The sequence below is a fragment of the Hahella sp. NS-SX17 genome, assembly GCF_057367735.1.
On record NZ_CM170632.1, the window covers coordinates 2,409,204 to 2,431,788 of the forward strand.

21 protein-coding genes are annotated in these 22,585 nt (G+C 51.8%); 9 read left to right on the forward strand and 12 right to left on the reverse strand.

Features of this window, described 5'->3' with window-relative positions; translation table 11 throughout:
* Positions 1-50 precede the first annotated feature (50 nt).
* The 5 genes from thpR to AC2IBB_RS10950 all read right to left on the reverse strand — a co-directional run bounded on the left by thpR (position 51) and on the right by AC2IBB_RS10950 (position 5,181).
* The gene (gene thpR / locus AC2IBB_RS10930) at positions 51-629 is read right to left on the reverse strand and encodes an RNA 2',3'-cyclic phosphodiesterase (RefSeq protein ID WP_486332886.1); all 579 of its coding nucleotides are present in this window, start codon (positions 627-629) and stop codon (positions 51-53) included.
* Positions 630-642: 13 nt separating this feature from the next.
* Complete coding sequence (locus AC2IBB_RS10935) at positions 643-882, reverse strand: DUF1289 domain-containing protein (protein WP_486332887.1); 240 nt, start codon at positions 880-882, stop codon at positions 643-645.
* A gap of 25 nt (positions 883-907) precedes the next feature.
* On the reverse strand, positions 908-3,646 hold the full coding sequence (locus AC2IBB_RS10940) for a bifunctional diguanylate cyclase/phosphodiesterase (RefSeq protein ID WP_486332888.1): 2,739 nt from the start codon (positions 3,644-3,646) through the stop codon (positions 908-910).
* 190 nt (positions 3,647-3,836) lie between these two features.
* A complete protein-coding gene (nadC, locus tag AC2IBB_RS10945; RefSeq protein ID WP_486332889.1) occupies positions 3,837-4,673 on the reverse strand; it encodes a carboxylating nicotinate-nucleotide diphosphorylase in 837 nt (278 codons plus the stop codon).
* Positions 4,674-4,683: 10 nt separating this feature from the next.
* Positions 4,684-5,181: a retropepsin-like aspartic protease family protein gene (locus tag AC2IBB_RS10950; protein WP_486332890.1), complete on the reverse strand. Its 498-nt coding sequence runs from the start codon at positions 5,179-5,181 to the stop codon at positions 4,684-4,686.
* Between the two features lie 382 nt (positions 5,182-5,563).
* Here AC2IBB_RS10950 and AC2IBB_RS10955 point away from each other — a divergent pair, with 382 nt between their 5' ends.
* From AC2IBB_RS10955 to ampE, 3 genes are all read left to right on the forward strand, one after another.
* Positions 5,564-7,906, forward strand: a complete 2,343-nt coding sequence (locus AC2IBB_RS10955; RefSeq protein ID WP_486332891.1) for a DUF1631 domain-containing protein — start codon at positions 5,564-5,566, stop codon at positions 7,904-7,906.
* A gap of 235 nt (positions 7,907-8,141) precedes the next feature.
* Positions 8,142-8,657, forward strand: coding sequence for a 1,6-anhydro-N-acetylmuramyl-L-alanine amidase AmpD (gene ampD, locus AC2IBB_RS10960; RefSeq protein WP_486332892.1), 516 nt, complete (start codon positions 8,142-8,144; stop codon positions 8,655-8,657).
* A 4-nt stretch (positions 8,658-8,661) separates the two neighbouring features.
* Complete coding sequence (gene ampE / locus AC2IBB_RS10965; RefSeq protein ID WP_486332893.1) at positions 8,662-9,543, forward strand: regulatory signaling modulator protein AmpE; 882 nt, start codon at positions 8,662-8,664, stop codon at positions 9,541-9,543.
* 20 nt (positions 9,544-9,563) lie between these two features.
* Here the strand turns inward: ampE and syd are convergent, their stop codons facing one another.
* Positions 9,564-10,142 (reverse strand): SecY-interacting protein, encoded by a 579-nt coding sequence (gene syd / locus AC2IBB_RS10970; RefSeq protein WP_486332894.1) that lies wholly within the window; start codon positions 10,140-10,142, stop codon positions 9,564-9,566.
* Between the two features lie 780 nt (positions 10,143-10,922).
* Here syd and AC2IBB_RS10975 point away from each other — a divergent pair.
* The 3 genes from AC2IBB_RS10975 (at position 10,923) to AC2IBB_RS10985 (ending at position 12,858) form a co-directional block, all read left to right on the forward strand.
* Positions 10,923-11,273 carry a hypothetical protein gene (locus AC2IBB_RS10975; protein ID WP_486332895.1) on the forward strand — a complete coding sequence of 117 codons (351 nt, stop codon included), beginning with the start codon at positions 10,923-10,925 and terminating at the stop codon, positions 11,271-11,273.
* 75 nt (positions 11,274-11,348) lie between these two features.
* Entirely contained in the window at positions 11,349-12,266 is a 918-nt protein-coding gene (locus AC2IBB_RS10980; RefSeq protein WP_486332896.1) for a diguanylate cyclase, read from the forward strand.
* Between the two features lie 10 nt (positions 12,267-12,276).
* Positions 12,277-12,858 carry an Hpt domain-containing protein gene (locus AC2IBB_RS10985; protein WP_486332897.1) on the forward strand — a complete coding sequence of 194 codons (582 nt, stop codon included), beginning with the start codon at positions 12,277-12,279 and terminating at the stop codon, positions 12,856-12,858.
* Here AC2IBB_RS10985 and AC2IBB_RS10990 read toward each other — a convergent pair.
* Positions 12,855-14,180, reverse strand: coding sequence for an HD-GYP domain-containing protein (locus AC2IBB_RS10990; RefSeq protein WP_486332898.1), 1,326 nt, complete (start codon positions 14,178-14,180; stop codon positions 12,855-12,857). The genes AC2IBB_RS10985 and AC2IBB_RS10990 overlap by 4 nt on opposite strands.
* 339 nt (positions 14,181-14,519) lie before the next feature.
* Here AC2IBB_RS10990 and AC2IBB_RS10995 point away from each other — a divergent pair, with 339 nt between their 5' ends.
* Together AC2IBB_RS10995 and AC2IBB_RS11000 are read left to right on the forward strand one after the other, a co-directional pair.
* Positions 14,520-15,140, forward strand: a complete 621-nt coding sequence (locus AC2IBB_RS10995; protein ID WP_486332899.1) for a hypothetical protein — start codon at positions 14,520-14,522, stop codon at positions 15,138-15,140.
* Positions 15,121-15,462: a hypothetical protein gene (locus AC2IBB_RS11000; protein ID WP_486332900.1), complete on the forward strand. Its 342-nt coding sequence runs from the start codon at positions 15,121-15,123 to the stop codon at positions 15,460-15,462. The genes AC2IBB_RS10995 and AC2IBB_RS11000 overlap by 20 nt, the downstream gene beginning before the upstream one ends.
* A 651-nt stretch (positions 15,463-16,113) precedes the next feature.
* Here AC2IBB_RS11000 and AC2IBB_RS11005 read toward each other — a convergent pair.
* Positions 16,114-16,494 carry a VOC family protein gene (locus AC2IBB_RS11005; protein ID WP_486332901.1) on the reverse strand — a complete coding sequence of 127 codons (381 nt, stop codon included), beginning with the start codon at positions 16,492-16,494 and terminating at the stop codon, positions 16,114-16,116.
* A gap of 525 nt (positions 16,495-17,019) precedes the next feature.
* Here AC2IBB_RS11005 and AC2IBB_RS11010 point away from each other — a divergent pair.
* Positions 17,020-17,190, forward strand: a complete 171-nt coding sequence (locus AC2IBB_RS11010) for a hypothetical protein (RefSeq protein WP_486332902.1) — start codon at positions 17,020-17,022, stop codon at positions 17,188-17,190.
* A 201-nt stretch (positions 17,191-17,391) separates the two neighbouring features.
* Here AC2IBB_RS11010 and AC2IBB_RS11015 read toward each other — a convergent pair whose 3' ends face one another.
* The 4 genes from AC2IBB_RS11015 to AC2IBB_RS11030 form a co-directional block, all read right to left on the reverse strand.
* Positions 17,392-17,949, reverse strand: coding sequence for a cob(I)yrinic acid a,c-diamide adenosyltransferase (locus tag AC2IBB_RS11015; protein WP_486332903.1), 558 nt, complete (start codon positions 17,947-17,949; stop codon positions 17,392-17,394).
* A gap of 29 nt (positions 17,950-17,978) precedes the next feature.
* Positions 17,979-18,917, reverse strand: coding sequence for a 2-dehydropantoate 2-reductase (locus AC2IBB_RS11020; RefSeq protein ID WP_486332904.1), 939 nt, complete (start codon positions 18,915-18,917; stop codon positions 17,979-17,981).
* 48 nt (positions 18,918-18,965) lie between these two features.
* Positions 18,966-21,821 carry a valine--tRNA ligase gene (locus tag AC2IBB_RS11025; RefSeq protein WP_486333950.1) on the reverse strand — a complete coding sequence of 952 codons (2,856 nt, stop codon included), beginning with the start codon at positions 21,819-21,821 and terminating at the stop codon, positions 18,966-18,968.
* Positions 21,822-22,073: 252 nt separating this feature from the next.
* A complete protein-coding gene (locus AC2IBB_RS11030) occupies positions 22,074-22,541 on the reverse strand; it encodes a hypothetical protein (protein ID WP_486332905.1) in 468 nt (155 codons plus the stop codon).
* Positions 22,542-22,585 lie beyond the last annotated feature (44 nt).

A 22,585-nucleotide genomic window follows, 5' to 3' on the forward strand; every position in this document is an offset into this window, starting at 1 on the left:
TTCCGGGTAAAAATGGCGTGGATCGAGACCACTGGTAAGGTTTCAGGGCGCTATTGTACCCCACAACCGTCGGAGCGGGTAACAAAGTCCATTGTCGCCAGGCTGCGATAAATGGAGCCGTGCTCACCGGGGGTGCTTTGGTACAGCTCGACCGCAGTGACGTCAAAATAAAGTGTAGTCGACAAGTCGACATGTAAATCCAGGCGTTGGCGTCGGGAGCGGCCTCTGCCCAAGGTCAAGTGGGGGCGGAAACCTCGTTTGTCCACGGGATATCCTGCGCGACGGATGAGTAACTTAAGGCGTTCATGCAGCGCGTGTAAACAGTCGTTGTCCGCTACTCGCGCAGCAAGATATCCGGCGCGACCTGAACTGGGGAAGGGAATGATTGCGTCGAGTTGTATAGGAAATGATGGAAAATCAGTCAGGCTCTCACGGATGTTCAGGGTAAGGTGCTGCGCAGCCTCCAGAGGAAGGTCGGAGAAAAAGTGCATTGTGATATGTAGCTGCTCTCGTGTTTGCCATCGATACAGATGCGACAGCTCCGGATGAGTCATTTTCAGGCGCTCAATTTCCAGGAGCAGGCTGTTTTTGACTTTAGCGGGAGGGACCAGTGTGAAGAAGCATCTCATGATGAGTAAGCGGTTACTTGCGTTGCTGTAGCTGCTTTAGCAGGTCCCACTTCTGCGATGAGGAATAACTGCTCCAGTCCAGAATTTCCTGCAATGTCCGCTTGCAGCCGCAACAGACGTCGTGTTCATCCAGGCAACAGTTGCGCACGCAGGGGTTGGCGGGTTCTCCATCGGCGTTTGTCGCCGGTGAGGGAGAGCTTGCCCCGCTCCACCAGTTTTGTGGAGGCGGGGAAGGAGGCCAGCGTTTGGACATAGGCGACTCGCTTTGGGAGTTATGCTCAGTTTAGCGGAAGGCCGATCTGGCCCCCTTCCGGATTAAGCACGCCTTGTTTCAGCGCATTAAAGAACTCAGGCAGTTGGTCTGAAGGCATCGGCAGAGAATATAGGTGTCCCTGCACATAGCGAACGTTGTGTTTACGGAAGAAGGTTTCCTGCTCGGTTCGTTCTATGCCTTCTACGATGACCCGCATATGCATGCGGCTGGCGATGCTGAGCAGAGTTTCAAGGATGGCTGCGTCGTAATCGTCTCCCGGTACGTTACGTGTGAGCGCGCGATCGATTTTCACCGAGTCCACGGGAAGGCGCGCTAAATTTGACAGTGAGGACAAACCCGAGCCAAAGCTGTCGATGGTGATGTTGACGCCAATTTCCTTGAGCCTTCCCAAAATATCCGCGGCTTCGGTTGGATTGCTTACTAGCACTTGCTCGCCAATTTCCAGGTTGAGAAAAGCGGGGTTTACGCGGATTTCGGCAATGACGCGTTTTAAAGTGTCCACTAATTGTGGGTGATGCAACTGGCGTGCGGAGATGTTGATCGCGACCTGCACGTGAGAGCGGCTCATCGCTTGTATCGCCCGGCATTGCAGGCAGGCGTTATAGAAGATCCATTCGCCCAGGGCGGGTAATAAACCGGTCTGCTCCGCCACGGTGATGAATTCATGCGGGGCCAGCACGCCCCGTTTGGGATGACGCCAGCGCAGCAAGGCTTCCAGTCCTACGATGTGCTGATTCTCCAAGTCAATTTGCGGCTGATAATAGATATCGAACTGGTGTCCGGAAATGGCGGCGCGTAACTCTTGTTCGGTGTTGATCTGATGCGTCAACTCGTCGTTCATTTCCTTCTGGTACATCTGAAGGTTGTTGCGACCGGCTTTCTTGGCGCGATACATAGCCATGTCGGCGTTTTTAAGCAATACGGAATATTCCACTCCATCGCGTGGCGATACGGTGACGCCGATACTGGTGGTGATGACCAGTTGCTGCCCTGGCAGCTCCACTGGTTTGGTGATGGCTTCTAACAAGTTGCGGCCCACCAGTTCGCAGTCTTCCGCTCCGTTGACCCGGTTCAGAAGGATGGCGAATTCGTCGCCGCCGAGGCGGGCGATGGTGTCTTCCTCCCGCACACAAGAAGCCAGACGGCGGCAGATTTCCTGCAGAAGGGCGTCGCCGGCGTCGTGGCCCAGTGTGTCGTTGATGCGCTTGAAGTGGTCGATATCCAAGCTGATCAGGCCTACGTCATGTTGGCGGCGGGAAGCTTGTTTCAGGGCCTGACGGCAGCGATCTTCAAACAGTCGGCGGTTCGCAGCTCCTGTTAGCACGTCGTAGTGCGCCAGGAAATGCAATTGGTTCTGGGTTTCGCGGATAGTGGAGATGTCCTGTCCAATAATGATCGCCTGGGTCAGTTCTTCATCTACATCGACTACGCGATTGATGTTCCACAACATGACATGAGAACCGCCATCCGCGGCGGTCATTTCACTTTCCAGGTTTTCCACTGGGACGCCGGTTTCCAGCACCTTGGTGATTTTCCAGGCGGTTTCATCCTGAAACGCCTTTGGGACGAAGCAGGTAATGTAATTTTTACCGTAAATGTCTTCCCGGTGGTACCCGAACAGACGACTGGCGGCGCCATTCCACTGCACGATGCGGAAGTTCTTGTCCATTACAATGATGGGGCTTCCCGCCGTCTCAATGATGGCCCGGTAGCGTCGAGTAGATGTACGGAATGAACGCTCGGCCTGTTTGCGAATATGCACTTCGTCCTGCAGCTCCTGATTGACGGCCTCAAGCTCGCGAGTGCGCCGGTGCACCAACTGCTCAATGGCTTCCTCCACGCGAGCTCGGTCTGCGGCGAGTGCGGACAGGTAAAGGCTGAAAATAGTCATCACCGCCACTTCGCTGTGAAACAGGTTTAGACGGGCGAGAGAGCTGTATCCGGTATCGCCATAGCCATAAGCCAACAGCGCCGCCCACCCGGAGAGACAGACAGCGAGCACGCCGCCGAAACGGCCAAAGCGAAGGCTTGACCATGCGTACAGCGGCAGCAGTAAAAACAGGGCCATACCGCCGTTTTTGATCAACAGGCCTCCCGCGATAATCAGTAGAACTGTCCAGGCCAGGATTTCCCAGACTCGCGTAATGGCCAGCGCGTAAAACTCTTTCCTGCGACGCCACTGTGTATAGACAGGGGCGGACAGTAAAACCGGCATGCCGATGCTATACAGAATGTAAAGGGTCGTTTGCAGCAGGATTTCGCCCGGCGCGGCGCTATCCAGTATCAGAGCAATAGGCAGGCTTGCGGCCAGTGAGCTCAGAAAAAGGCTGGCCAGCAAGTTCCATAACCGGGTTTCCGAGTGGAGCGGGGTGGCGTTCGATTGCAGCAGTTGGTAAAGGCGCTTTAACAAGACAGGGTGAATGCAGAGCAGAGCGCTGCCGATGAAAGCAAGGAGTAAGGCTCCAGGTAGAGAGTAAGCGGTTTCCTGGCGCGATAACGTTAATACGCCGGTGACTGTGGCGATGATGATGACCGGCAATGACCGCAAGCCGTAACGGAAATAGACAATGGCGCATACAGCGGCGCTGGGCCAGATCCAGGGAAGCGCTTCGATGGAAGTGAACAGCGTTGCTGAAAGGGCGCAGACGACAGCGATTGCGCCAGCGAGAAGCAAAGCTCGCCAATCGCCGCGTCCCGACGATGAAGGGGGGTCGTTGCTTATCAGGCCGTTGTCATCTGGCATGTTTTGTTAGGAACCGGATGCAGCTGTTCCCTGTGTCCCTGAGTCAGTATTGAATGCGAATTTGCGACCGTATTAAGAAACTATAGTGTAATCAGACTGCTTCCGACGACATCATGACTGCAACGATATGTATCTGCATGTAACTGTACGTAAACGGGTTTGTCGGCGAAAGCAAGCCGGCGCAGCCTTGTCAGACCAGACGCATGGACAGATCGATCGCGCGGCAGTGCTTAGTGACGCCGCCGATGGAGATAAAGTCCACGCCAGTCTCGGCGATCGCTACAAGAGTCTCAGCGGTGACGCCTCCGGACGCCTCCAGTTTTGCGCGCCCCTGATTAACGGCGACAGCATGCGCCATTTGTTCAATGCTGAAATTATCCAGCATGACGATATCGGCTCCAGCTTTCAGAGCTTCCTGCAGTTGCTCCATGGTCTCCACTTCCACCTCTACGGGTTTCCCCGGGGCGATGCGGTGAGCTTCTTCGATGGCGTTATGAATGGAGCCGCAGGCCATGATGTGATTTTCCTTTATCAGGAAGGCGTCCCACAGGCCGATGCGATGGTTGCGGCAGCCGCCGCAGGAAACTGCATATTTCTGAGCCACGCGCAGGCCTGGTAATGTTTTACGAGTATCCAGCACTTTAGCGTTAGTGTGGCTCACCATGTCTGCATATTGGCGCGCTTGCGTAGCTACCCCGGATAACGTTTGCAGGAAGTTCAGCGCTGTGCGCTCGGCGGTCAACAGTGAGCGAGCGCGGCCACTGACAGTGAACAGCACATCGTCCGCGTGGGCTCTATCGCCATCTTCGAATTTCCACTCAACCTTGCATTCAGGATCGACTTGGGCGAAAACGGCGTTAACCCACTCCACGCCACAGACGATGGCGTCTTCCCGGGTAATAACTCTGGCATTCGCATTTTGCTCCGCAGGAATCAACATGGCGGTGATATCGCCGGAGCCGACGTCTTCCGCGAGGGCTTTTTCTACGTCTTGTTGAATGGCGGGTTGAATGAGTTGTTCCAACATATATAAAAGCTCAAAGTGTGGTGTGTGAATTCGGCGAAAGAATCAGCGTGCCGTTGCGTTGGGTGAAGGACAATCGTTGCAAGGCGCTCATGCCAAGTAGAATTTCATCATCTTCCGTCATTGAAGAGAGAATGCTGGCCTCAACGTTATGCAGCTCAAACGGGCCGATGGTCAGCGTTTTAAGATAAGTGCGAGTGGCTTCGACGGCGCCGTTGGCGGTCTGTACGTAGCCTCGACTCAGCTTTGGTAATTGCAGGCGTTCCGCCAGTTCGCCTGACACCGCCACGGTCGTGGCTCCTGTATCAAGCAGAAAGTCCACTTCCACTCCGTTGATAAGACCTGAGGTCAAATAGTGTCCCTGGTAATTGGATTGTAAGACCAATTCCTGCGCCCCGGAGGCTGATTGGATGATTACGGGGGATTGGTTGGGATTCAGCTTCTTCTTTTCCCAAAAGTCGAAAAACTGGGTTAACAGGAGAATACCGACGATCCAGGCGGCGATGAACATTCCTTTTCCGATTCCGCGGACCTGAGGGGGATTATTTTGGCTCATAACTGCGGGCTTGATTTGGATACCGGATAATTCTTCAAGACAGGTCATAATAACCTATAAACAGAGTCTCACAAGAGGCAATTAATTCAAGGGTTTCAAAGCGGTATAGGTTAATGTGTGATCAACGTCACCCGGCAACAATTTGTGACAAAAGACGATATAGTGACGGTATATACTTGCACCGTGGACAATATTACGTCGCTTTGTGACGTATTTTGTCAAGCAATGCATGTGGTTAGCTGTTGTCAGGAAGTGCTAGTTGGGAGAAAGTATGTCAACGAGTTCAAAAGTTGTCCGTCTTGACGTTTCAAGGAGTCAGCAAGAGGCTGTCAAGGGTGTGAAGTTACCGGCACTGTTAATCAAATTACGCGACCGTTGTGGCGAGCACAACCGTAAGCTCCTGGACCGGTTATTTGAACAAGTTGACGACTCGTTTTTTGACTTGGCGGACAAATCCGCCACTAACTCCGAGCAGGCGTTATTCTTTGACGCCATGCGCGAAATTCGCCTGAAAAAAGAGCGTATCGCTGCGCTCTTCCTGCAGTATTACAACCGCGATTTCCAGTTTCCCGACACACAAAACAGTGGGGTGGCGAAGGCCAGCTTTGATCCCCAAAACCTGACCCTGGTGCAGGAAGATAAGCTGGAAGAGCAGGTCGCCATCGATAACATGGTGAACCGCTTTAAAAGTGAAATCGGCCGCGACCTTGAACATTTGACTATTCGTCTGGACTCGGTGCTGTTTGAGATCAGTGTAGAAGAAGAGAACAACCCGCTTGGTCCCCATCGCATGGTGAATAACTTTGTGACCGCCTGCGCCGAACTGGAAATGGGCATTCGCGCCAAGCTGGTGTTCTTCAAGCTGTTTGAAAAATACGTGCTGACGCAGAACAAGGCTGTATTGGAAGCCGCCAATAAGTTCCTTGCGGAGCAGGGGGTAATGCCAGATCTTAGCGCCAGCCGCAGCGTGCGACGCACCGGCGTTAATCTGCCTCATGCGCGCGGCGGTTCAGTGATTGATCAGAATACCGGCGCTGTGGATGAATACAGTGAAGGGGGATGGGACCCGCAAATCGATCCACTGCAATATATGCGTCAATTTTCTGACGCTCAGTTGGCGAGTGCGGCGGGACCGTCAGTAAATCTTCCCACTGTGCAGCAAACAGCGTTACTAAACTTATTGTCTCGTCTTCAGACAACCAATAAGACGCCAACGGCGGCTCTGTCCGACAACGGCCTGATTAACTTTATGGGGTTAATGGAGCGCGCCGTTCTGAATAAAGAAGGGCAGCCTCGCGCTTCTGTGGGTCGCTTGGACCAGGATGTCATGAATCTGGTCACTATGCTGTTTGAGTTCATTCTGGATGACCGCCAGTTGCCGGCGGCGATTCGTGCAGTGATTGCGCGACTGCAGATTCCGATTCTGAAAGTGGCGTTGTTAGACCGCACCTTCTTTAACCAGGGTGGCCATTCTGCCCGTAGATTGCTAAATGAAATGGCGACCGCCTCTATCGGCTGGACAGAGAAAGCGCCGGGCGAGCCTGATGCGTTCCTCGCCAAGCTGGAGGAAGTGGTGCAGCGTCTGGTGACGGAGTTTGACAACGACATCACCATTTTTGACGAAGTGTTGGAAGACTTTATTCGTTTCCGCGAGAGCGATAAAAAGCGTCGCCACCTGCTTGAACAGCGCACGCGCGATGCGGAAGTAGGGCGCGCCAAATCCGACGCCGCCAAGAAAGTAGTGCAGGATGTCCTGAATGACATGCTGGCTGGCAAGAACATTTCTTCTCTGGTCATGGAGGTGCTAAAAGAAGGATGGAGCAACTACATGGTGCTGCTGCAATTGAAAAGCGGCAGAGAGCATCCTGACTGGCTGCAGGCGCAATCTGTGGCGGCCCGGCTTATTCAAGGGTGCGATCCTGACGATGTGAGCGCGGACGCCCCGGAAGTCGCCGCGGTGGACAGGTTAATGGAAGAGCTGCGCACGGGTCTGCAGCAAACCGCCTACAAGCCGTTTGAACTGGACAAGACTTTGCGTCAGTTGCAAAAGGTGCTGACAGATACTGTCCAGCAACGTCTGACGAAAGAGATGACGCTGGATGAGGAAGATGTCCTGAATGCAGAGGTGCTGGATGTAGCGTCCGCGTCGATGGTTAAGAATGAGGACGCTTACATTCAGGCCGCAAAGCGTGTCCTGAAAACGCAGGAGCCTCCCGTCGTTGCACGCAAAGTAGAAGCGCCTCAACCTGATGTAGAACAGGTTGTCTCCGCGCCGGAGGAGGCTGGCGTCGTTGTTGAAGCTGAACCGGTTGAGGTGGTGGCGCAAGCGCCTGCTCGCATCGTTCTGATTGAAGAAGACCATGAAGAGTCAGCGGTGGAAGTGGAGGCGGATGAAGACAGCCTGAAGCTGGTTGACCGTCTGAAGATCGGTACCTGGGTGGAAATCAACGAAGGCGAAGACAAGAAGTATCGTTGCAAGCTGGTGGCGATTATTCAGACGACTGGCAAGTATATTTTCGTCAATCGCATGGGCGTCAAAGTGGCGGAGAAAAGCCGTATGGGATTGGCTATCGCCCTCAAGAGCGGCGGTATGTCGCTGTTGGATGACGGTCTGCTGTTTGACCGCGCTCTGGAGTCCGTTATCGGCACTCTGCGTAAGGAAACTCCCAAGAAAGCCTGATATGCGCGCCAGTCCCAATGGAAGGGCTGGCGCTGGCATGAAAGGTGATAATTTGTTTTCATTGTGTTCCCTCCCATACTCTCTCTACTCAGCCTAATTCTTTCGACAGGCTTGATCCACGCCTAAACTCTATCTAAAGTTCTGATTTCGCTGCGCTTCTTTAGCTGGGCCAAAACCTGTGGAAAATTCTGAATTTACAATAGACTCTCAGGGATGGTTGAGTCCGGTGAAGCGAATGCCTTCGCCTAACTTCAATCAAAGACCGACGGGCGCGGAGATCAGTCTGTTGGTGGTGCACAATATCAGTTTGCCTCCCGCTCAGTTCCGTGGTGAGTTTGTCTGTGATTTCTTTTTGAATCGCCTGGACTGTGAGGCCCATCCTTATTTCAGGGAGATTGGCCACTTGCAGGTTTCCTCCCACCTCTTCATCCGGCGTGATGGGGAAGTTGTTCAGTTCGTATCATTGCACGAACGGGCGTGGCATGCTGGCCAGTCGTCCTGGCTTGGTCGCGAAAACTGCAACGATTACTCTATTGGAGTTGAGTTGGAAGGCGCGGATGATATCCCCTACGAGGCGGTTCAATATCAGCAGCTGGGCAGGGTAACCAAGGCTTTGCGCAAGGCTTTTCCGTTGATAACGATGGATAGAGTGGTGGGACACAATGATATTGCGCCGGGTCGCAAAACGGATCCCGGACCTGCGTTTGATTGGCCTAAACTTAGAAAACTGATGTTGAACGAAGAAGGATAATCGCATGAAATTTCTGGTTTTGCTGCTGACGTACATCATGCAGAAGAGGCTGAACCTGACTCTGAGCAGGCGGCATGACCAATGGGCGAAAAGCTTTCTGACCTTTTTTGAGTTGCGTCTGCCAGTGATTCGCAACAGTGCGTTTTTCTATCTGCTGATCGCGCTGGCGGCGCCGGCGTTGGCGTTATTCATCGTGTTGCGGCTGACGGATGATGTGTTCTTCGGTTTTCTGACCTTGCTGGTGCATATTGTCATGCTGTTTCTCTGTCTCGGCTGCGGATTCCTCAAGCAGTCGGTGGATATTTATCTGCAGCAGTGGCGTGACGGCCGTTTCCAGTCGGCTTTTCGAACCCTGGAGGAAGCGGAGATTCACCTTGAGCATGCCCAGGATATGAGCCCTGCGCAGCTCCATTACGCCGCTTGCTCACAGTATCTGTACCAAACCTTCGTACGCTACTTCATGGTGATTTTCTGGTATATGGCGATAGGGCCAGTCGGAGCTTTGCTGGTGAGGCTGGCGCATGTCGCAGGGCGTGATCCTTCCGTCTATGTGCCGCAGCAGATGACGACGGTGTACAAGGCGCTGGAATGGATTCCTTCTCGGTTATTGGCGTTGAGTTTCGCCCTGGCGGGCAACTTCGGCGGCGCTATCAAACATTCCGCCAATGACATGATTGATCCGCACGCCGACGCTTTCTCAGTTCTGCGCAAGGCGGCTGGCGGGGCGGTGGAGATATACCCCTTGGCGGCTCCCCGGGATGGCGCAGTCCAGGATGTCGCGCTGGAAGTGAAGCAAATGTGCGCGATTCGGGACTTGTTGAATCGCGCCATGATCATCTGGTTCATCCTCATCGCGCTGCTCACGGTGGCGGGACATATGGGGTAAATGTTCTGCGGAGCGCAGGCTTACGCCGTATAAGGCGTGAGCGTTGGCTCCAGCTCTTTGAGTAGTTCGCCAAGGCTGGCGGCGAGAGTGCGTTGCGGCGGTTTACCCGCTTCTTCCAGGTATACTTCCCCAGAGTGGTTGTCCACAGTGACGATCCGGTCGTCAGCGGTGAGCCCGATAAACAGGGTCAGCCCCTGGCGGCGCTTGCTTTTCTGGAAGGCGTGCCCCAACAGATTTTCCCGCAGAGTTTCCAGATCATCCTCATTCCAGAGTTGAATCAGACTGATATCGCCAAATGGGCTTGAGCACCAGAGGCCATCGCTCCAATAACTGCCGTAAAACGCCGTGATGGACGGGTGGATGGCGACTTCCAGACCTTGCTCCAATCCGTCGAACAGGGTGAAGTCCATGTGCGGTTTAGGCGTCCAATAAAACACGCCGGCTTCTTCATCGACTTGCTCCACGCAGGGGGAGTCCAACATGTAGCGAGTGTCTTCGTTGAGTGGGATGGAAGGTTGCTGTTGCGACGAACAGTGGTGGCGTTCGATAAACGTATTGGTCAGCTCGCCAAGGCGCGCAGTGACTTCATGTTGGCCCATAAAACCTTTCTACTGATGCGTTATTAATCAGGCGGACAAATAGCTTCCTTCTATTTATCCGCAACGACAGGGACTGCGCCTGTCAGCCCCTGTCTCTCACGGCTGGCCGCCGCGCAGGCGCATCCCTGCGCCTGGTTATTAACTCGCCAATATCATTGCCATGTTAATAAACTACAAAAAACATGCAGAAGAATGCAGGACTTGTGGTGGTCCTGCAAGTTCCACTCTCTATTTAAGCTAAACTTGGCTGAAGGGAGACAAATATAAAAATACGGAGCAAGTTGAGCGGCGCACGATACTTTCTCAGCAGCGTCAGGCTTATCCAGTGTCTCCATAAGCTCCACGCTACCGGGCCATCGTTCACCCTCTTCAAATAAATGACGCTGACAAACTCCATGAGTAGGTACGTCAACAGCATTACCCCGTCCTTCAAATAGCGGTATCCATCCCGTCATATCCTCTCTAAGAACCTTGGGAAGGTTCGACTTTGGCAGAAAGAAAAAGCAGAGGCTGGCGCCTCTGCATAATCGTTAACGCATTCTAATGGCGGACCGCTATCAGTCCATAGTCAAGTATAGTCAGGCCTTATCGGGTGTAGGTCCGGCCTCATAACGTTTAGGCAGATCGTCGGGTAGAAGCGCGCTAAAAAGTTATTAAGATTCAGAGCTATCCGCAAACTGGTGACTTTTTAGAATCATTTTCATTAGTGAATGATAATCACGTTGTACACTTTGTGATCATAGGCTAGAGTCATAGAATCGCTTAAAAAGGATAAGCGCGATGTATAACCTGATAATCTGCCATGATGGACTGGCCTGGGACAGGGAATTGTGTGAGGTCTTTCTTGATAATGTAATGACTGACTCATCAAATAAGTCGGTTCTTGAGCGTGTTAAAAGCCTTGATAGGGAAGTAATTGACCAGCTCTTTTATAACCCTACAGTCCTTCTAAACCCCCTTTCAAAGGTAGGACCTAACTTTTGTGCGATTGATAAGGTTGCTTTTATTAATAGTCGGTTTCTAATTGGCTTTGAAAAGCTAAGTTCGCTTCCAAGCATAAGTGAGATGGAAGGTGTATTGAGGAAATGTGATCAGTTTGAGGGGGGAAAGATAATAGGTGGATTATTATAAATGACGACTCTCTGCACAGTTTTGCTATGTGAATTACTTGAATGTATTTTGTGTTAGCGTGAGGTATTGTCGGCCATGAATGTCCACTATAGCTCAGAAGTGACTATTCTTGTGATTGATGACTCGCCGGAAGTTATTAAGCTTCTTTATGAGACGCTTAAAGGAGATGTTAAAATTATCTTCGCCTTGAATGGGGAGGAGGGCTTAAAGGCTGCTAAAGATCGTCAGCCCCATATAGTCATCTTGGACGTAAATATGCCTAAAATGAGTGGCTATGACGTATGTCGCGCCCTAAAGGCTGACCCACAAACTGAACTCATACCTGTTGTTTTTGTGACTGCCCACTTAAGTGTAAGCCATGAAATAGAAGCCATTGAAGCCGGGGCTGTCGATTATATAACAAAACCTATTAACACAAGACTCGCTAAGGCGCGAATAAACGCTCATCTTACAGCAAGGCTGCATGCAGAGATGTTGCGTGCGCTAGCCGTCGTTGATGGGCTTACAGGCGCATATAATCGACGCCATTTTGATGAGACTTTAGAAAATGAAATTCGACGTCATCAAAGAAGCGGTCATCCTTTGTCGCTTATCTTGATTGATGTGGATTATTTTAAACGTTATAACGATACTTACGGGCATTTAAAGGGTGATGAATGTCTGGTATCTGTTGTCGAAGAGGTTATGCGTTCTTTTCAGCGAGCTGGAGAGGTTGTAGCAAGATACGGAGGAGAAGAGTTAGCTGTTATTCTTCCTAATACTAATGTGGAAGATGGGCGTGTATACGCTGAGAATGCTCGAAAAAGGATAGCCGGGCTGAACATACCTCATGATAAGTCTGAAACTGCTAGTTATGTTACTGTTAGTGTCGGAGTGTCTGCTAAGGTATCAAACTTATGCTTAAGTAGGGGGGATATAATAAAGGCTGCAGATGAGGCGCTTTACAAGGCAAAGAAGCAAGGCAGAAACCAAGTCGTAGTGCATCAGATATAGAGTGGAAAGCATGGCTGATACATCTAATTATAAGTCATTTAACCCGAACAGCCTGATGAAAATCATAGCGGCTGCACCTGGGCGCACTTCAAATGTATTAGCTTTAGTTGAAGACTTTATCAGTAAGTGGCCAAATAGAGTACAGGTAGTTAAAGATATGGCTGTCGCTGGAAATACTGACCATGTTGCAAGAGAGCTTCATACTTTACGTGGAAGCTGTGGTGCAGTGGGAGGTGAGAAGCTAGGCGAGATCGCTTTAGCCATTGAGCGTGAATTGGGGGCGAAGGGAGTTGCTGAGCTTGGCTCTCTTTTTGACGAGCTGGACTCCGAAATGGATAATCTAGTGCTAGAGGCAAAAGACTGGCTGGAAAAACAAAAAGGGTATATTGAAAGTCAAGAGAAGTTTGTAGTTCCCGCCGACTTTAAAGTGAAGCTTTTAGCTTTTCTTTCCGAAAATAATATGGAAGCTTATGACCTATATAATAATGGGCGCTCTTTCTTTGAAGAAAGGCTTTCAAGTGCTGAGCTTGATAGTTTAGATAAAGCAATTAATGAGCTTGATTTTCGCAAGGCAGCTGAAATTATAAGCTAGCTCTTCTCAAGGCTGCTTACTATACTATCTTTGCTACTGTTTTTCCAAATGGATCTAATTTCATTTGTTATTTCGGTCAGGCGGCTTGATATTTTTGCGCCACTATTTTTCCAGTTTGATATTAATATTAAAAATCGTTTTACTCTCCAAAGGAACTCTACTTGAATAAGGTCGAACTCAGATAGCTCCTCATCGGATGCTTTGAAGTCGTCTTTCATTCCTGCTAGCATTTCAAGTATTGATGTGTCTTCTAAACCAGTTGATCTCAAGAAGCTGATATTGCTTTGGGTAATTGCTATTAGTGTTTGTTCTATAGGTTCCCCATCTGCGGAAAGGTGTTCAGAAAGGCTTATTAGCAGGGCGTATATTTGGTTTATCTCTACTGTTCTGCTTACTAATTTTTCGCATAATATATCACGATCACATTGTAGGCTTTGTTTCCCGCGGGAGAGGTTACACCTGAGACAAACTCTAAGTAATGTATTGGCTATGGTTCCACCTTGACCAACAGAGTTGACCATAAGAAAAGGGACTAATCTAGAAAACTCTAAGCTGGCTGCGGGAAGGCCAATAATTTGATCGCTTAGGCATATACACCAAGCCTGAATAGGCGCCTGGTCGCCAAAGAAACCCATAGGGTAGCCTGTTCCATCTGGTCTCTCATGGTGATTTCGGACTAACTCTATTACTTGTTGATCGAAAACTTTTAGCTCAGTCAGTATTGTTGCACTTAGGTGGCTATGCCACATATTCCTATCACTGTACTGCGGAGGGGAAAGCTCATCTTTTGAGGATAGATGAAGAATTCCTATATCTCTAAATAGGGAAGCGTAAAATAGGTTTTGGATGTCTTTCGAGTCCCATCTTAGTGTTCTGCCTATTGCAGTAACCAATACACAGCCGCCGAGAGTGCGGCTAAATACCTCTGGAAACACTTGGGCCATGACAGAGAGTTTTTGCATGGGAGCATTTGGTAGTTCATGCTTTAGGCATAAGTGCTGTATTAATTCACTTAGTTCCAGGTATTGGCAGATAGGCTTCAACAATGGATGTCTTTCTATTTGCTCTCCAAATGCCACTACGAGACTTCTGCTTGTAAGGCGCTTCTCTAATCTGACTGACTGGTCTAGAGGGGATTTAAGCTTGTGGCCATACAGTCGAGAAGCGGTGGCTGAGTGTATAGGCGTTCCTTTGGGAATGAGCAGTACCCCAAACTCATTATAAATGTCCTCTGTGGCTACACAGCCAGAATTCCCCCCAGCATGTGATAAGGAGTCGGCATATGTATCAACGGGATATGTATCGGTAACCGCTTTCTCCATTTCTTTCATATCCTTGCAGGAGGCAACCGTCCAAGCAACTGAGTAGTCGAACTGTTAGTAATTATAGACCAAGTGTCCATTATGGTTGAAAAAAGGAGGCAATAGGCTTACCTCCTAAGTTTGGGATTGAGTGGCTACAGGGTTGAATCGTCCCGGGTTTGTCGGAGGCTAATCTTCTTGAGAGAATTAGTCTATGATCAAACCCGGGGCGATTCAGTGGGGGACTGGGAAGGAAATCTACAGGCAATTTGAGCTGAGCGCCATTGCCAAAAAACGGAGAAAAGAGACTAAACTAGACCTTGATAAATTCCTTATCAGCGACGCAATACCAGGGAGGTTATGGTGGCTAAATTGGAGGTGTTGATAGTTGTGACTGCGGTCGCCCTTTTTGGTTTACTGCTCTTTATCATGAGTCGTGGACAAGTCCGTTACACAATGACTAAGCCCCGCTATATACTTCTGGATCAAAGCCTTAATGCTACAGGTAGACGTCAGTGCGAGGTTCGTTTGCTGACGACGCTACGATGTAAATCAAAAAAAGGCGTTTCTATCAGAGAGCAGGTAGCCTGGTTAATAAGTAGTGACCAGGTGACTGAGTTTCCCCAGTGGCTCTACTTGAATGCAGACTGCCAAAGAGTGAATGGCGAGCTGGTTGTGCCTAGGGAGGGCATTACCGTCGAGCAGCACTTTTTGTCTCCAGACTCAGCGGGCGTCAATTTTAAAGCTGGCACATATGAGCTGGTTTTATTTGAAACGAAGAAAGGCAGGCTAATAGGGGGCGCTCTGGTGAGAGTTTTATTCTTAATTAATGAGTATCAAGCCCTTGAACTTAATGCCGCGCCTGTTGGGTTATGTTTACGGTGGGACGAGAAGTATCATTGTTACCACTCCAGTATGACGCCTGCTCAGATTGCAGCCAACTACATGGGGAGTCGATGGCATGAAAACCCTATTCATTGACTCTGAGTGGAGGGCTCTTGCTGATGGCCGCTACACTAAAGAAGAGGTCCTCTCGGTTATTAGTGACAAAATTAGGCAGGTTAACAAAACGTCGAACATCCTTCGGTATAAAGAAGGGAATGGGCGGCTGGAGCGCCTGATGAATTACAGCTGTCTGATTTACATATTGAAGCAATGTAAAGCTATTCTTGAAACATCAAATTCTGAGGTTGCCTCAGACCAATTTAGGATACTGTATGCTCTGGCAACCAAATGCCTGGTAGACGCGCAGCAAAGGATAGATAGGGAGTGTGTCAATCTTGACGGTGAGAGAAGGCAATGATCGAGAATGGAGTCAGTAGGCTATAAAGCTGAAACTGTTCGCCCATAGAAATCCCGAATGACCAAGACAATAGTCATTCTGTCGGTCCGTACTTCCCTTTAACCATTGGTGCTCCTGTTACGTTTATACAGATCGTTCTTGATAGTAGGCCAACAGTGCAGCTGGCCTATCGGACCGCCAGATGGTTGAAAAGTGGCCAAGCAACGAAAAAGGAAGGGGCGGGTCAAATTTCTGATATCTGAGCGCCTGACACCGCACCCCTGAGTCTTTTTTATACCCGCGAAATTAAACGATTTCAGATAAACGCTACGAATAAAACCGCAGCCAGAGCTGACATCTGGGCGACCTTAGTGTGCGGTTGGGGGTATCCGTACAGTGACTACAGCAATTACGTCCGGATCAGCAATTTTGAAGTGCTGGCGGATGCGTTAGCGAAAGTATCGCTTTAGTCTGACCGTGGTCGTCTTGGTATGAAGCTGTTGGGCTCTGAGGGTGTTGCACTATTGCAGACGATGAAGGGCGGTAGCGCCGTCATTCGGGCGATGGGTGAAAACCTGCTAATCAAGCCCAGCACATGGAAGTGCTGGGCGAGCCGTCGGCGTAGCATCAAGCCACGCTGACAGAGGTGAGAAACGTATGGAAGTCAGGCGTCTATACAGGCTGATTGGATGCGTGGCTTGAGTAGAAGGTAATGGTATGGCCTGCTGGCTCTTTCACATGGAAAACCTGATGGTCGATGTGCGGGCGATCCTCAATAGGAGAGGGGCTAAAGCCAAGCGATGTAAAGTATTCATGTGTGGCGTGAAGGTTGTCAACCATGAGATCAAACGAGGCGTCGCCTGGGGTGATGGTCGCCTTATTCATCAAAATAAGGTGAGTGCCGCCGCGTAACTCGAAAACGGACACGTCATCCCCCCTGAATATTGGTCGCATACCGATAGTAAGCATAAATTGTGCGGTGGCTTCCATTTGGTTTGTTTCCATTGTGACATGCCCAACACTGACGGAAGGGCGTGTGTTATTGGGGGCCATCTTACGCTCCTTGTTATGACTTGTTGTGATTCACCTATTCGAGGGTATTAATGCCTATCGAGTATACCGCGAGACGCTTTATCGCGCCCGGCCATGTCGCTGTCGGCAATTACTGGATCGACCTGAAACTGACGCGCTGTCAGTAGCGGGGAAAGCTTCATGGTTAACCTGCATGGCGACCAAGCGAGCCCGTTACAGTCTGCAATGCTGAGCCCGATTACTTGGAAAGAGGAACGCTACGGCACGACAGACTATTTCAGGTATACCTTGAAGTTGAGGATAGTTTAAGGCTGACCTTTATGGAGTTAGTCTCCGTTTATATGGCGCCAAGAAACATCATTAACATTAGGGCCGTGTTTTCTTTTCTTATGCATTACCCATGCGGAGGCCCAGAAACCAGCACTGAGCAGGAAAAGACAGGCGAGAACAAGTAGTCTAAAGCTTTTTTGTCTCCGCCTGGAGCGGCGAGAGCGTGTCGCCTGTCTATGTATCGAGCTGTCGTTCGAACGCGCCAACGAGGACGTGGTGTATCTGACCAGCGGTTCCGTCGCTGGCTTGTCTGGCGTGCTGAACGCCCGCGCCTTGTCTGGCATATCGCAAAAAATCCAACCCGATAAAGGCTTGGCGTCCATGACTTTTACGCCAACGGTCGAGGGGCGAACTATGGACCCTTTACCGCCGGGCATGATTGCCTGATCCGAGAACAGGAACACGTCAGACCGGGACAAATCCTTGTTTACGATCAACTGGTCCAGCGCAAGAACCTGTCGAACGTGATCCACTCGGTGACGCTCTCCAGTCAGCCAAGGAGACCTTGGCGTCCAGTCGTGAGTTGTCTGCGCTTACCGGCGCCCTCCACGATCTTCTGAGTGGGTTTAAAATATAGCGCGCAGCGCGCTACGCATCCCATTTGGTCTGGACCCACAGGATCTCTTCGCCGCCCTTGCGTCGCGCCAGCGTTCGCGCAGCGACAAAGAGATAGTCGGAGAGACGGTTCAGGTAGCCTTGCAGGCAGGGGTTCAGCTGCTCTAGTTGCGCCAGACTGACTACTGTGCGCTCCGCGCGACGGCAAATACTGCGCGCCATGTGGCAGTGGCTGGCGGCGCGGTCGCCTCCCGGCAGGATGAAATTCTTCAGGGGCGGCAGTTCTTCGTTCAGCTTGTCCAGCCACTCCTCCAGCCGTGAAATGTGCTTATCAATGATAATGAGATGGCCGGGAATGGACAGCTCTCCACCCAAGTCAAACAAATCATTCTGAATACTTTGCAGTTGGGTGTGAAGCGGGTCCTCCTGCGCCAGTTCGCAGATGACCACGCCCAGGACGCTGTTGGTTTCGTCGACGGCGCCCATCGCCTCTACCCGTAACGCATTCTTGGCGATGCGTTCTCCGTTACCCAGTCCAGTTGTCCCTTTGTCCCCGGTGCGGGTGTAAATCTTGGAAAGCCTGTGGCCCATATATCCCCCTTGGATGATGTTTCTGTGGTCTACGCGCTCCGGCCTGAATGATTGCTCAGAGCAAGGACGCCTGCGGTCAGCTCGCTATTGACGGGGTGAGGCTGTCCGTGTGCGTCCGCAAATTCGCATATGAATCCGTTGATGGCGTTGATTTCCGTCGGTCTTCCGGCGCGAACGTCCTGTAGCATGGATGAGATATTGTTCGCGGTACCCTGAGCGACTGCGATAATTCGCGCTTTAATGCTGGCGGCGGGTTCGCCGTATCCCGCCGCGAATAGCGCTGTCGACAGCTCTTCGCAAAGCGCATCAATGCGCTCCTGGAAGTAGCTGTGTTTGAGAATGTCTCCGTTGCGGCAGTTCAAGAGGGCAGTAAAGGCGTTTACGCCGCAATTCACGCTGAGTTTACGCCACAGCTGCTCGCCAATATCCGCCGTCGTCTCGCTCTGAAACCCGGCTTTATGCAACAGGTCGACCAGATGCTTAGCATCTTGTGTCAAGGCGCTGGCGGTGAGGGGGCCAACCCAGGTTTGGCCATGGCCGGCGTGGACAATACGCCCGGATTCCGGTCGGTTTGCCCCCTCCGTAGTGGAGGCGACGAAAACAGCCATAGCGGCGTAGTCCTGTGCAATCTGCATCTGGCTGCCCAGGCCGTTTTGCCAAAGCAGAATACGGCATGACGGAGCGAGCCGATGTCTGATTGAGTTCATGGCGCTGACAGCGGAGTCACTTTTAGTGGTGAGGAAAAGGGTAGAGATCGGTTCGGGCGTGTTCGCCGTTTCCCAGGAAATTCGGCGCAATTGACGCTCCCCTTCCTGGTCCAAGGTTAAAGAAAGCTGCTTATCATCGGTGTTGGAAGGAGAGGTTGGGGGGCTGCGTAGAATCATGCGCACATCGGCGAAAGGGAAAAGCCGGCAGGCCAATAGGCCTCCCAGCGATCCGTTCCCCAGAATATGTATCCGGTGTTTCATACCGGTCTATCCTTAGTGCGTCAGTCGCAGCCCCTTTATCTTTGAGAATTAGATTGATTCGATGCGGGATACTTGCTCGCGCAGCTGAGCCAGCGCGGCTTCCGCATCCGCCAGTTTCTCTTTCTCTTTCGCTACAACGGCTTCCGGCGCTTTGCTGATAAAGCTTTCATTGCCCAGTTTGCCTTGCAGGCGCTGCTGTTCTTTCAACAGCTTGTCAATCTCCTTGCCCAGACGCGCCAGTTCGGCTTCTTTGTCGATCAAGCCCGCCATTGGCACCAGCACCTGCATGGCTCCCACCAACTGAGTGGCCGCCATTGGCGCCTCTTCGTCCGCCGCCAGCCAGCGGATGGACTCCAGCTTGGCCAGTTTCATCAGGAAAGACTGGTTGGCTTGCAGACGCGCTCTGTCGCTCTCGTCGCCTTGCGCAAGAATGACGTTGATGGCTTTGGCGGGAGAGATGTCCATTTCGCCGCGAATGTTACGTACAGCCAGGATGACGCCCTTCAGCCATTCAATAGAGGCGGCGGCTTCCTGATCAATGCGGGAGGCGTCCGCCACCGGATAAGGTTGCTGCATGATGGTGGGGCCGGATTTGCCTGCGAGCTCTTTCACTTTCTGCCAGATTTCTTCCGTGATGTAAGGCATGAACGGATGCGCCATACGCAGAGCGGTTTCCAGTACGCGGACCAGTGTGCGACGAGTGCCGCGCTTGAGTTCGGCGGAAGCGGACTCATCCCACAGCACCGGCTTGGACAGCTCCAGATACCAGTCGCAGTATTCGTTCCAGATAAACTCGTAAATAGCCTGAGAGGCCTGATCGAAGCGGAAGGCGGCAACCGCTTTCTCTACTTGCTGCTCCGTTTCCTGCAGACGGGAAATGATCCAGCGTTCAGCCAGACCCAACTCGTAACTTTCGTTATTCTGGCCGCAATCCTGACCTTCTGTGTTCATCAGCACGTAGCGCGCTGCGTTCCAGATCTTGTTGCAGAAGTTGCGGTAACCTTCGATACGGCCCACGTCAAACTTAATGTCGCGACCTGTGGAAGCCAGAGAGCAGAAGGTAAAGCGCAGTGCGTCGGTGCCGTAGGAGGCGATGCCTTCCGCGAATTCGCTGCGGGTGGCTTTTTCGATTTTCTGCGCATCCTGAGGCCGCATCAGACCGCTGGTGCGTTTGGTGACCAGCGGCTCCAGCTCGATGCCGTCAATCAGGTCAATGGGGTCGAGCACGTTGCCTTTGGACTTGGACATCTTGGCGCCTTGGGAGTCCCGCACCAAACCGTGCACGTAAACAGTTTTGAAGGGAACCTGTGGCTTGCCGTCTTCGTCTTTGATGAAGTGCATGGTCATCATGATCATGCGCGCCACCCAGAAGAAAATAATGTCGAAACCGGTCACCAGCACGGAGGTGGGGTGGTAGGTTTGCAGCTCGCGAGTATTTTCCGGCCAGCCCAGCGTGCCGAACGTCCACAGCGCGGAGGAAAACCAAGTGTCCAGAACGTCTTCGTCCTGATGCAGCGAGACGCTGGCGTCGACGCCGTATTTACTGCGCACTTCTTCTTCGTTGCGGGCGACGTAAACATTGCCCTGGTCGTCATACCAGGCTGGAATCCGATGGCCCCACCACAACTGACGGGAAATACACCAGTCCTGCAGGTCGCGCATCCAGGAGAAGTACATGTTTTCGTATTGCTTGGGCACGAACTGGATATCGCCATCTTCAACGGCTTTGATAGCGGGTTCCGCCAGAGCTTTCACCGCTACGAACCATTGGTCGGTCAGGTAAGGCTCGATCACGACGCCGGAACGGTCGCCGCGAGGCGCTTTCAGAGCGTGATCTTTGATTTCTTCCAGGTAGCCCAGTGCGTCGAAGTCGGCGACGATTTTCTTGCGCGCTTCGTAGCGGTCCAGGCCGGGATAGCCAGCGGGAATCGCCGCCTGAATGTTCAGATTGGGCGTGCCGTCGCTGTTCACCACTTCGCCTTCGTCGCGGATGCTGGCGTCGATAGTGAAAACATTGATCATCGGCAATTGATTGCGCTTGCCCACTTCGTAGTCGTTGAAGTCGTGAGCCGGCGTGATTTTTACGCAGCCGGTGCCGAACTCCATATCCACATAGCTGTCGGCGATGATGGGGATTTCACGATTAACCACAGGCAGAACCACGGTTTTACCGACCAAATCGCGGTAGCGGTCGTCTTCCGGGTTAACGGCTACGGCGGTGTCGCCCAGCATGGTTTCCGGGCGCGTCGTTGCGACAACCAGATAATCTTTGCCGTCCGCAGTTTTTACGCCGTTGGCCAGCGGATAGCGAAAGTGCCACAGCTTGCCTTTCTCGTCTTCGGAGATAACTTCCAGGTCGGAAATCGCGGTGTGCAGTTTCGGGTCCCAGTTAACCAGACGCTTGCCGCGGTAAATGAGTTTGTCGTCATACAAGCGAACGAATACTTCCTGCACCGCTTTGTAGAAGCCCTCGTCCATGGTGAAGCGCTCGCGGGACCAGTCCACGGATGCGCCCATACGACGCAACTGACGGGTAATAGTGCCGCCGGACTCCGCTTTCCATTCCCAGACTTTATTAAGAAACGCTTCGCGACCCAGGTCGTGGCGGGTTTTGTCTTCTTCCGCCGCCAGTTTGCGTTCGACCACCATTTGAGTGGCGATGCCAGCATGGTCCGTTCCAACCTGCCACAAAGTGTCGCGGCCCTGCATGCGATAGTAGCGGGTCAGGGCGTCCATGATCGTGTCCTGGAAAGCATGCCCCATGTGCAGGCTGCCGGTGACGTTGGGCGGTGGGATCATGATGCTGAAGGGCTCGCCCTGCTGGCTGGGTTTGAAGAAGCCTTGTTCTTCCCAAAAGGCGTACCACTGACTTTCAATCTGGCCGGGTTGGTAGGTTTTTTCCATCATGACGTATATGTATTCGTTTCGCTCAGGTGCTTGATTCTGGAATCTAAGAATAATAGCCGAAAGAGGCCGCTTAATGGGCGTCTGCAACGGGTATACGCACGGGGGCGGAATAGTAGATGCCAGCGTTGATCAGACGGCCCTGGAAAAGGCCGCATTATACACACGGATGGGAACTTCTGATAGCCGCAGGGCGTATATCAGGCCGCGCCGCATCCCGCAGCGTGGCCGTTATCGGAGGGGATGCTCAGCTTATTTGGATAAGTTGAGACTGTTCAGGTGACGGATGACCTCGGCGCGGACCCTTTGCTCGATCTGAGGCATGTATTCCGCCACCACTTTCTGCGTAGTGAGGTGGACGATCCGCTCCAGATCTTTGGTTTCTTTCAAAACCGAACTGGCCGCGGCGTGCGTACTTTGTTTCTTGAAAAAGGCCTCAAACTCCTTCTGAAACTCCATGCGCTCCAGCGCCAGCTTTTCCAAGTGCTCATAGGGCAAGAATGGATTATTGCCCCGCAGACTGGTCGGTTTTACGTCAACCTGTCCGTTCGCGGGTGTCATCTCCATACTTTCACACTCCTTGCTAAGTTGCGTTTGGGGTTGATTGTTCTGAATTTCGGTAAGGCCGGGATGGGAAGAAGCCAGCTCCGAGTCATCAATCACTATTTCATCCAACAAGGGAATGAGATCACTTTCACTGTCAGCTACAGGAGAACTCATCGGTTATATTCCTCGTAAATCCCAAGTTTCAATTGTAGTTATTA